9 protein-coding genes are annotated in these 10,078 nt (G+C 72.9%); 7 read left to right on the top strand and 2 right to left on the bottom strand.

Annotation, left to right across the window (positions count from 1 at the left end; all coding sequences use genetic code 11):
- The 5 genes from ACFVYN_RS17095 to ACFVYN_RS17075 all read left to right on the top strand — a co-directional run.
- Window positions 1-490, top strand: a 490-nt coding sequence (locus ACFVYN_RS17095) for a 2-oxo acid dehydrogenase subunit E2 (RefSeq protein ID WP_389998721.1), incomplete at its 5' end; no start/stop codon positions are given.
- A 129-nt stretch (window positions 491-619) separates the two neighbouring features.
- A complete protein-coding gene (locus ACFVYN_RS17090; RefSeq protein ID WP_389998718.1) occupies window positions 620-1,540 on the top strand; it encodes an NTP transferase domain-containing protein in 921 nt (306 codons plus the stop codon).
- The gene (locus ACFVYN_RS17085) at window positions 1,537-2,943 is read left to right on the top strand and encodes a molybdopterin molybdotransferase MoeA (protein ID WP_389998716.1); all 1,407 of its coding nucleotides are present in this window, start codon (window positions 1,537-1,539) and stop codon (window positions 2,941-2,943) included. Before ACFVYN_RS17090 ends, ACFVYN_RS17085 begins: the two co-directional genes overlap by 4 nt.
- On the top strand, window positions 2,940-4,037 hold the full coding sequence (locus tag ACFVYN_RS17080) for a potassium channel family protein (RefSeq protein WP_389998713.1): 1,098 nt from the start codon (window positions 2,940-2,942) through the stop codon (window positions 4,035-4,037). Before ACFVYN_RS17085 ends, ACFVYN_RS17080 begins: the two co-directional genes overlap by 4 nt.
- A gap of 92 nt (window positions 4,038-4,129) precedes the next feature.
- Window positions 4,130-5,110: an NAD(P)H-quinone oxidoreductase gene (locus ACFVYN_RS17075; RefSeq protein WP_389998710.1), complete on the top strand. Its 981-nt coding sequence runs from the start codon at window positions 4,130-4,132 to the stop codon at window positions 5,108-5,110.
- Window positions 5,111-5,126: 16 nt separating this feature from the next.
- Here the strand turns inward: ACFVYN_RS17075 and ACFVYN_RS17070 are convergent, their stop codons facing one another.
- The gene (locus ACFVYN_RS17070; RefSeq protein WP_389998707.1) at window positions 5,127-5,828 is read right to left on the bottom strand and encodes a hypothetical protein; all 702 of its coding nucleotides are present in this window, start codon (window positions 5,826-5,828) and stop codon (window positions 5,127-5,129) included.
- A 136-nt stretch (window positions 5,829-5,964) separates the two neighbouring features.
- Between ACFVYN_RS17070 and ACFVYN_RS17065 the strand changes: the two genes are divergently transcribed.
- The gene (locus ACFVYN_RS17065) at window positions 5,965-6,507 is read left to right on the top strand and encodes a bacterial proteasome activator family protein (protein WP_352387303.1); all 543 of its coding nucleotides are present in this window, start codon (window positions 5,965-5,967) and stop codon (window positions 6,505-6,507) included.
- Between the two features lie 430 nt (window positions 6,508-6,937).
- Window positions 6,938-8,512, top strand: a complete 1,575-nt coding sequence (locus tag ACFVYN_RS17060) for a protein kinase (RefSeq protein ID WP_389998704.1) — start codon at window positions 6,938-6,940, stop codon at window positions 8,510-8,512.
- 75 nt (window positions 8,513-8,587) lie between these two features.
- Here ACFVYN_RS17060 and ACFVYN_RS17055 read toward each other — a convergent pair whose 3' ends face one another.
- Window positions 8,588-9,751: a phosphotransferase gene (locus tag ACFVYN_RS17055; RefSeq protein WP_389998701.1), complete on the bottom strand. Its 1,164-nt coding sequence runs from the start codon at window positions 9,749-9,751 to the stop codon at window positions 8,588-8,590.
- Window positions 9,752-10,078: the final 327 nt, after the last annotated feature.

The raw sequence follows: 10,078 nt of genomic DNA, 5'->3' as shown, positions 1-10,078 counted from the left end.
CCTCGCCCGGTTCCCCGAGCTCAACTCCACCGTCGACATGGCGGCCAGGGAGATCGTGCGCCTGGACGCCGTACATCTGGGGTTCGCCGCGCAGACCGAGCGGGGACTGGTCGTGCCGGTCGTCAAGGACGCGCACGCTCGGGACACCGAGTCGCTGTCCGCGGAGTTCGCCCGGCTGACCGAGGCGGCCCGCACCGGCACCCTCACCCCCGCGGAACTCACGGGCGGCACCTTCACGTTGAACAACTACGGCGTGTTCGGTGTCGACGGCTCCACGCCGATCATCAACCACCCCGAGGCGGCCATGCTCGGCGTCGGCCGCATCATTCCCAAACCGTGGGTGCACGAGGGTGAGCTGGCGGTGCGTCAGGTCGTCCAGCTCTCGCTCACCTTCGACCACCGGGTGTGCGACGGCGGCACCGCGGGCGGCTTCCTGCGGTATGTGGCGGACTGCGTGGAACAGCCGGCGGTCCTGCTGCGCACCCTGTGACCGAGGCACCCGCACACCACGCTCGCGGCGCCGGCACCCGCCCGCCGCGAGCGTGGTGTCGGCACGCCACCCCCGATCGCGGCGCCGCCGCACGTTCCCTGTGATCGCGACGGCACGCATACTCGGGGGGTGACCTCCAACGAGCCCCCGCGCGCCCCGCACGCCGGTCCTGTGTACGACGTGGTCGTGCTCGCCGGGGGTGCCGCCCGGCGGCTCGGCGGTGCGGACAAGCCCGGTGTGCGGGTGGGCGGACGGGCCCTGCTCGACCGCGTCCTCGCGGCCTGCGCCGACGCCGGTACCACCGTCGTCGTCGCCGACCCCCGCCCCACCGCCCGGCCGGTGACCTGGGCCCGCGAGGACCCGCCCGGCGGCGGTCCGCTGGCCGCCCTGGACGCCGGCCTGCGCCACACCACGGCGCGGTACGTGCTCGTTCTCTCCGCCGACCTGCCCTTCCTCCATGAGGGCACCGCACGAACGCTGCTGACCGTCCTGCGCACGGGCGCTGCCGACGGCGTGCTGCTCACCGACGCCGACGGCCGCGACCAGCCGCTGGTGGCCGCGTACCGCACGCCCTCACTGCGCCACGAACTCGCCGCACTCACCAAGGAGCACGGCGCTCTCACCGGCCTTCCGCTGCGCCGGCTGACCGCCGCGCTCGATCTCACCCGCGTCCCCGACCCCGTCGCGTCCTTCGACTGCGACACCTGGGACGACATCGCCACCGCCAGGGCACGCATCAGGGAGCATGGGCACGTGTTGGACGAATGGATTTCCGCAGTCAAGGACGAGCTGGGCATCGACCTCGACGTCGACACCGGCGTGCTGCTCGACCTCGCCCGTGACGCCGCGCACGGCGTGGCCAGGCCCGCGGCACCACTGACCACCTTCCTCGTCGGTTACGCCGCCGCACAGGCGGGCGGCGGCCCCGAGGCGGTCGCCGAGGCCTCCCGCAAGGCCGCGGCCCTGGCCCTGCGCTGGGCGGAGGAGGCCGACGGGGACACGGCCGCCGCGCCCGGCGGGGCCCCGGACACCCGCCCGGACGCCGGATGACCGCCCGGTCCGCCCGGTCCGTGCGCGCCGGCGACTCCGCGGGCCTCGCCGAAGACGCCGACGATCTCGACGTCGAGGAGGCGCTGGCCCTGGTGAGAGAGGACAACGGCATGGGCCATCCCGGGTCTCACCGCCCTCCCGCCCCGCCGCCCCAGGGCTCGGGCCCGGCAGCAGCCGGGCCGGACGTCCGCCACAAGGCCACCCCGTGGCCCGAGGCCCGCGCCATCGCCGCCCGGGCCGCCCGCGTGGTCACCCGCACTGCCCACCGCGCCCCCGTCTCCGTACGGCTCGAGGACGCTCTCGGACTCACCCTGGCCGCCCCTCTCGACGCCCTCACCGACCTCCCCTCCTTCGACACCTCGGCCATGGACGGCTGGGCGGTCGCGGGACCCGGGCCCTGGGCCGTACGGGACGAGGGCGTGCTGGCCGGGCATGCCGAGCCCGCGCCCCTCACCGACGGCGAGGCCATCCGGATCGCGACCGGCGCACGCGTCCCCCCGGACACCACCGCCATCCTGCGCAGCGAGCACGGGCAGACCGACGAGAAGGGCCGGCTGCACGCCACCCGGGAGGTCGTGCACGGCCAGGACATCCGCCCGCGCGGCCAGGAGTGCCGCAGCGGCGACCAGCTCCTGCCGCCCGGCACCCTCGCCACCCCGGCTGTCCTCGGCCTTGCCGCGGCCGCCGGGTACGACACCGTCACCGCTGTCCCCCGCCCCCGCGTCGAAGTCCTCGTCCTCGGCGACGAGTTGCTCACCGAGGGCACTCCGCGCGACGGTCTGATCCGGGACGCCCTCGGCCCCATGCTCCCGCCCTGGCTGCGCGCGCTCGGCGCCGAGGTCACCGCGGTTCGCCGGCTCGGTGACTCCGCCCAGGCCCTGCACAAGGCGGTCACCGGCTCCAAGGCGGACGTGATCGTCACGACCGGCGGCACCGCGGCCGGGCCCGTCGACCACGTCCACCCCATCCTTCGCCGTATCGGCGCCGAACTCCTGGTCGACGGTGTCAAGGTGCGCCCCGGGCACCCCATGCTGCTGGCCCGCACCAAGGAGAACCAGCACCTCGTCGGCCTGCCGGGCAACCCGCTGGCCGCCGTCTCCGGCCTGCTCACGCTCGCCGAACCGCTGCTGCGCACCCTGGCCGCCCGCCCGGCCCCGGAGCCGTACACCCTGCCCCTGAGGGACGGGGCCCACGGTCACCCCTACGACACCCGGCTCGTCCCGGTCGTCCTGCGCGGTGACAGCGCGATCCCGCTGCACTACAACGGTCCCGCCATGCTGCGGGGCATCGCGGCCGCCGACGCCCTCGCCGTCGTACCGCCCGGGGGTGCCCGGCCGGGGCAGGAGGCCGAACTGCTCGATCTGCCCTGGGCGTCCGCCGGGATCGGGGTGTGTTTCACGTGAAACTTCCGGGCCATGACGCGATCGCCCGCCAGGCGGACGAGCATCTCGTGACCCACAAGGTGAGGCTGCCGCGCAAAGTGGTGGAGCACCCGTTCCGTCAGGTCGCCAAGCGGGTGCTGATGGCCCTGCTGGTCCTCGCGGCTACGGCCCTGATCGTCTACGCAGACCATGACGGCTACAACGACAACTCGGACCAATCGGTCGACTTCCTCGACGCCTGGTACTACGCGACCGTCACCCTCTCCACCACCGGATACGGCGACATCACCCCGGTCAGCGATGCCGCCCGGCTCACCAACATCTTCGTCATCACGCCGCTGCGTGTGCTGTTTCTGATCATCCTGGTCGGCACCACGCTCGAGGTCCTCACCGAGCGCACCCGCGAGGAGTGGCGACTCAACCGCTGGAGGTCCACCTTGCGCGACCACACCGTCGTCGTCGGCTTCGGAACCAAGGGCCGCTCCGCGATCCAGACGGTGTGCGCGACGGGCCTGAAGAAGGAGCAGGTCGTGGTGGTCGACCCCAGTGGCAGGGCGATCGAGGCCGCGACCGCCGAGGGCTATGCGGGCGTCGTCGGGGACGCGACGCGCAGCGAGGTGCTGAAGCAGGCCGAGGTGCACAGGGCCCGGAAGATCATCATCGCGACCCAGCGGGACGACACCGCCGTCCTGGTGACGCTGACGGCTCGCCAGCTCAACAAGGGCGCCAAGATCGTGGCCGCGGTACGCGAGGAGGAGAACGCGCCGCTGCTCAAGCAGTCCGGCGCGGACGCCGTCATCACCAGCGCCAGCGCGGCCGGCCGGCTCCTCGGACTGTCGGTGCTGAGCCCCGCGGCCGGCATGGTGATGGAGGACCTCATCCAGCAGGGCAGCGGGCTCGACATCGTCGAACGGCCGGTCATAAAGGCCGAGGTGGGCAGGAAGCCACGGGAGACGGACGACCTGGTGGTGAGTGTGCTGCGCGGGCACCGGGTGCTCGGGTACGACGATCCGGCCGTCGGGACGCTGGAGCTGACGGACCGGCTGATCACGATCGTGCGGGCGACGCCGGGCAGCCAGGTGGCACCCGGCGTCCGCCCGCTCCCGCAGGGCTGAACGCGGGTCCGGAACGCGGATCCGGTCACTACCGTCGCGCGAACTCATCGGTGGTGCACGGATTTTTCCGGGCGGGGAGTAGCGTCGAGCGCATGCATGCGATCACGATTCCCGAACCCGGTGGACCCGAGGCGCTGGTCTGGAGCGAGGTGCCGGACCCCGTGGCCGGCGAGGGCGAGGTGCTGGTCGAGGTGGTGGCCGGGGCCGTCAACCGCGCCGACATCCTGCAACGCCAGGGCTTCTACAACCCCCCGCCCGGCGCCTCCCCCTACCCCGGTCTGGAGTGCTCCGGACGGATCGCCGAGATCGGCCCCGGCGTCTCCGGCTGGACCGTCGGCGACGAGGTGTGCGCGCTGCTCGCGGGCGGCGGATACGCCGAGAAGGTCGCCGTACAGGCCGGGCAGCTGCTGCCCGTTCCCAAGGACGTCGACCTGAAGCGGGCGGCCGCGCTGCCCGAGGTGGTCTGCACGGTCTGGTCGAACGTCTTCATGGTCGCCCACCTGCGTCCCGGCGAGACCCTGCTGGTGCACGGCGGCTCCAGCGGCATCGGCACGATGGCGATCCAGCTCGCGAAGGCCGTGGGCGCCAAGGTCGCGGTGACCGCGGGCACGCGGGAGAAGCTGGACCGCTGCGCCGAGCTCGGCGCGGACGTCCTGATCAACTACCGGGAGCAGGACTTCGTCGAGGAGGTCAGAAAGGCCACCGACGGGGCGGGCGCCGACGTCATCCTCGACAACATGGGCGCGAAGTACCTCGATCGCAACGTCCAGGCACTCGCCGTCAACGGACGGCTCGCGATCATCGGCATGCAGGGCGGCGTCAAGGGCGAGCTGGACATCGCCACGCTGCTGAACAAGCGCGCCGCGATCAGCGCGACCTCGCTGCGGGCACGGCCGACGGCCGAGAAGACGGCGATCGTGGCGGCCGTACGCGAGCATGTGTGGCCGCTGCTGGACGGCGGGCACATCCGTCCCGTCGTCGACCGCGAGCTGCCGATGAGCGACGCGGCCGCCGCGCACCGGGTCGTCGAGGAGAGCGGCCACATCGGCAAGGTCCTCCTCGTCAGGTCCTAGGCGCCCTGCTACGGCCCTAGGAGCGCCGTACCCGCAGCGCGAACAGGCCGAGCCCGAGTCCCAGTCCGACCAGCACCAGCCCGGTGCCGAGCGGCAGGATGAACACCTTGGACCCGGCCACGGGCCGCTGCGCGGGGTGTGACGGCCGGGCCACGGGGCTCTGCGGGGGCGGCTCCGACACGGCGGTGAGGTCGCCGTCGCCGGCGTCGGTCCCCCTGGACGCCGTACCGTCCGCGTCCGCGTTCTGCGCCTCCGGCTCCTCGGGCCGCCCCGGCCGCTCCCGTCCCTCACCCGCACGGCTTCCGGCACGGGAAGGGGTGGCCTCCGAGGGGGAGGGCGCGAGGGAGGCCGAGGGGGAGGCGCGCTCCGGACCGTGCTCGCGCGGGGGACGCGGGGAGACGGCGGACGGGGAGGCGGCGGACGGGGAGACGGAGTGCCTCGGCCCATGAGCCGGCATCCGGCTCGGCGGGGCGCCGGAGGGGGCGGCCGGCGTGTCGTGCGGCGCGGGCCCGGTGGCGTACGGCCGTGCGGGCTTCCGCAGGGCCTCGTGGGCCGGTACCGAGACCGGTGACCGCGTGGCGGAGGCGGAGGCGGACGTGCCCGCCGCCGGGACGCGTCGCGTCAGCTCGGCGCCGTACGCCAGGTCGGCCCGGGGCAGGACCGTCACGCTCGCGCCCACCACGATCGCCAGTACTGTCGCGCGTAGCCAGGGAGTCACGGGACAAGACTGGCATTTCGGCAAAGGACCGGCATTCCGAGTGACTCCATGGGGGCGATCCGCTCCGGGAACGGTGGATCAGCGCACAGTGGGGGCACCCCAACGGTGAGGTGTACGGGTGCGAGAGAATGGCGGCATGGAGATGCCGAGGAACGAAGGTTCGCCGGAAAGTCCCCAGATCCTGGTCGTGGGCCAGGACGGGATGGCACTGGGCGGCGGGGGTGACGACGACTCCCGGGAGGTCCCGGTCACGGAGATGGTCGAGCAGCCCGCGAAGGTCATGCGGATCGGCAGCATGATCAAGCAGCTGCTCGAAGAGGTGCGCGCGGCTCCTCTCGACGAGGCCAGCCGGGCCCGGCTCAAGGAGATCCACGCCAGCTCGGTGAAGGAGCTGGAGGACGGTCTGGCCCCCGAGCTCGTGGAGGAGCTGGAGCGGCTCTCCCTGCCCTTCAACGAGGACGTGACCCCGAGCGACGCGGAACTGCGGATCGCGCAGGCCCAGTTGGTGGGCTGGCTCGAGGGACTCTTCCACGGGATCCAGACCACCCTGTTCGCCCAGCAGATGGCCGCGCGGGCCCAGCTGGAGTCGATGCGCCGCGCCCTCCCGCCGGGTGTCGGCGGCCAGGAGGACGGCGGTGACCCGCGCGCGGGCGGCCGTTCGGGCGGACCATACCTGTAACCCCCGACAAAGAAGGGCCCGGCAGCCGACGCTGCCGGGCCCTTCATCTCGCCGCTGGGAAGTCACCGGTGGGAAGTCACCGCTGGGAAGTCACCGCTGGGAAGTCGCGAGTGGGGAGCCGCAGGTCGGAAACGCTCGTTCGGGTTCTTCTTCGTGAGTTTGGCCACGGAGTCCGTTCCGTCGTCCCGGCGGAGCGGGTGCCCGTTCCGTGACCGTACGCGAAAGAAAGGTCGTGCGGGCGTTACAGCGGCCCTACGGCCGGTACACAGAATGTGCACGCCGAGACGTAGTACAGATTTGACGTCCGGTCCGTCTCGGGCCGGTCCCCGGGCTCATCCCGGACCGGCGGCTTGCGTGAAGGCTGTAGCGTGGCCGACGGAGACCGTAACAACACCGCGCGCACCGCGGGCAGAAACGACGGCGAGGACCGATGGCACAGCAGCAGCGCGCTCAGGGCCCGTCCGACCCCGAGGCGACTGGCGGCGGAATGTCAGATGCGCCGGAGCTGTGGGGTAACGGCGGACTGGTGGGGGACGGCCGGTACCGGCTGACCCGCAGACTCGGCCGGGGCGGTATGGCCGAGGTGTTCGCGGCCGAGGACGTACGGCTCGGCCGCACCGTGGCGGTCAAGCTGCTGCGCGCCGACCTGGCCGAGGACCCGATCTCCAAGGCCCGCTTCACACGTGAGGCCCAGTCCGTGGCCGGCCTCAACCACCACGCGATCGTCGCCGTGTACGACTCCGGCGAGGACTTCGTGGGCGGCCAGTCGGTGCCGTACATCGTCATGGAGATCGTCGAGGGGCGGACGATCCGGGATCTGCTGCTCAACGCCGAGGCCCCGGGGCCCGAGCAGGCCCTGATCATCGTCTCCGGGGTCCTGGAGGCGCTCGCCTACTCGCACCAGCACGGCATCGTGCACCGCGACATCAAGCCCGCCAACGTGATCATCACGCACAACGGCGCGGTCAAGGTGATGGACTTCGGCATCGCCCGCGCCCTGCACGGCGCGTCCACGACGATGACGCAGACCGGCATGGTCATGGGCACCCCGCAGTACCTCTCCCCGGAGCAGGCCCTCGGCAAGGCCGTCGACCACCGCTCCGACCTGTACGCGACGGGCTGTCTGCTGTACGAACTCCTCGCGCTGCGGCCGCCGTTCACCGGCGAGACCCCGCTGTCCGTCGTCTACCAGCACGTCCAGGACATCCCGACGCCCCCGTCGCAGGTCTCCGACGCCGTCCCGCCGGAGCTGGACGGCCTGGTCATGCGCTCGCTCGCCAAGGAGCCGGACGACCGCTTCCAGACGGCCGAGGAGATGCGCGGGCTCGTCCAGTACGGCCTGCAGATGCTGTACGACCAGGGCGGCCACACCGGCACCTGGAACACCGGCCCGGTGACGGCGCACGACGGCCGCGGCACGCCCGCCGGGGGCTTCGGGAGCACCAGCGTGCTGCCGCACCCCGGCGCCGCCTCCGGCACCACCCAGATCCCGCAGCAGATCCTGCCCACCGGTTACGGCGGCGGCGACGAGGGCGGCTTCGAGGGACACGGCAACCGGGGCAGCGGCCGCGGCAAGCTGTGGATCCTCGCCGTCCTCGCGGTGATCGCCGTCGCGGCGGGCGTCGCCCTGGCGCTCAACCACACCGGCGGAGACGGGAGTAGCGGCGGCACCGGCGAATCCGTCTCGCCGACCACCTCGCAGAGCACCGACGACAAGACGGCCAGCGAGACGCCGAGCGACGAGGCGACGAGCGAGGAGACCGACACGTCCACGGACAACAGCGGCACCTCGGGCGACTCCGGCTACACGCCGTCCTACACGCCGTCGTACACGCCCTCCTACACGCCGTCGGCCACGCCGACACAGCCGTCCGCGACCGCGACGCAGCCGTCCGAGACGGCGGAGCCCACGAACACGGCGGAGCCCACGAACACGGCGGTGCCGACCGGTGACGGCGGCCTCGTAGGAGGCGCGGGCGGCAGCGACGGCGGAGGCGACTCCTAGACCGACCGCGACGCCTCACGCGCGCGTGGCTCCGGGAACGGGCGCCACGCGCGCGTGCTGTTTGCGGGCCCCGCCTCAGCCCGCGAACGCGTCGCACACCGCGTCGTACTCCCGTGTCCACCACACCACCAGCGCCGAGGCCGCCGGGAACTGGGGGTCCGCGCGGGTGTCGCCGCGCTCGTAGTGCCAGCGCAGCATCCAGAAGTCGTTGAGACGCTCCCACCACACGCGGTGCACGGCCGCCGCGAGTTCCGAGGGCGTGGCTCCCGCCGTACGCCGGTACGCGCGCGCGTAGGCCCGCGTCTTCGGCAGGTCGAGCGTCCCCGCGGGTCGTACGAAGAAGATCGCGGCGGCGCGTACGGCCTCCTCGGCGCGGGGCTTCACGCCGAGCCGGTCCCAGTCGACGATCGCGGCGGGGGCGTCGCCCCGGTAGAGCAGGTTGAAGGGGTGGAAGTCCCCGTGCACCCATCCCACCGGTCCGCTGTGCGGAGGCCGCCGTCCCACGTGCTGTTCGAGCAGCGCCCGCCGCTCCAGGAGCCGGTGGCGGGCCAGCTCGTCGAAGGAGTCGGCGGGCCGGTGCCGGCGCACACGCGCGAGGAGGTCGTCGATGAGGGCGAAGGTGGTGGCGGGGTCGGCACCGGCGTCGGCGGGGTTCGCGCCGGGGGAGACGGGCTCAGCGGTCTCGGCATGGCGGGCGGGTAGTGGCGTGCGTGGCTCGGTGTGCGGGGCGCTTTCGCCGGTTCGTGCGCCTCCGCCTTCCCGCGCACCCTTTTCCGTCCACTGACGGACCCACTGGCGGCCCCGCTGACGACCCCGCTCGCGACCCTGCAGCGGCATCACCCGCTCCAGACTCGCGTGCACCACACCCAGCAGCGCCCCCAGCCGACCGCACTGCTCGGCGGTGAGCTGGGCGCCGTGCCGGTGGCGGCCTTCGATCCAGGGGTGGAGGGCGTAGGTGTGGCCGCCGACCACCGCGACCGTGCGGCCGTCGTGCGCGGGGAAGGGCGGGGCGACCGGGACGCCGAGGGCGGCCAGGCGCTGGGTGGCGCGGTGCTGGCGGGCGATCGCCTCGGGGGCGGCCGTCTCCGGGTCGAAGTGGTGCTTGAGGAAGTAGCGGCCGCGGGTCGTGCGGAGCCGGTAGCCGCGGTTGAGCAGGCCCTGGTCGACGGGATCACAGGCGAGGGCGGACCCGGCGGCGTAATGGCGGAGGAGGGCGCCGAGCGGGGGCGCGTGAGGCATGAGGGGTGGTACAGGAGAGCGCGGCACGCGCCAGATGCTAGGGCACGATCCAGCGCTGTGAGCTGGGCGTTGTCACAGGAAGTCACAGACTGCCACAGTAAGTCGCGCTCGGTCTCCTTCGGTCACGGGACCGTCGTGTCCGTCGAGTACGCGGGCCCGGAACGCTCGAAGGCCACCGGCCGGAACGCGCTCTCACGGCCGCCGAGGAGAAGGCCGAGGAGAAATACCCTGATTTCTCCTTCTCGGGTACTCGGCAAGTCGACCACGGAAACCCTTCCGGTGACCTGGGTCGACGGGATAACGTGCCGTTGCTCCGGCCTCCTGCAA

The organism is Streptomyces sp. NPDC058307, from assembly GCF_042880295.1.
Lineage (GTDB): Bacteria > Actinomycetota > Actinomycetes > Streptomycetales > Streptomycetaceae > Streptomyces.
This window is presented reverse-complemented; position numbering and strand designations above follow the sequence as displayed.

Bases quoted from the DNA above. Each gene is read 5' to 3' on its own strand.
- ACFVYN_RS17085 (WP_389998716.1), top strand. From the start codon at position 1,537: ATGACCGCCCGGTCCGCCCGGTCCGTGCGCGCCGGCGACTCCGCGGGC.
- ACFVYN_RS17075 (WP_389998710.1), top strand. From the start codon at position 4,130: ATGCATGCGATCACGATTCCCGAACCCGGTGGACCCGAGGCGCTGGTC.
- ACFVYN_RS17065 (WP_352387303.1), top strand. From the start codon at position 5,965: ATGGAGATGCCGAGGAACGAAGGTTCGCCGGAAAGTCCCCAGATCCTG.
- ACFVYN_RS17060 (WP_389998704.1), top strand. From the start codon at position 6,938: ATGGCACAGCAGCAGCGCGCTCAGGGCCCGTCCGACCCCGAGGCGACT.
- ACFVYN_RS17055 (WP_389998701.1), bottom strand. From the start codon at position 9,751: ATGCCTCACGCGCCCCCGCTCGGCGCCCTCCTCCGCCATTACGCCGCC.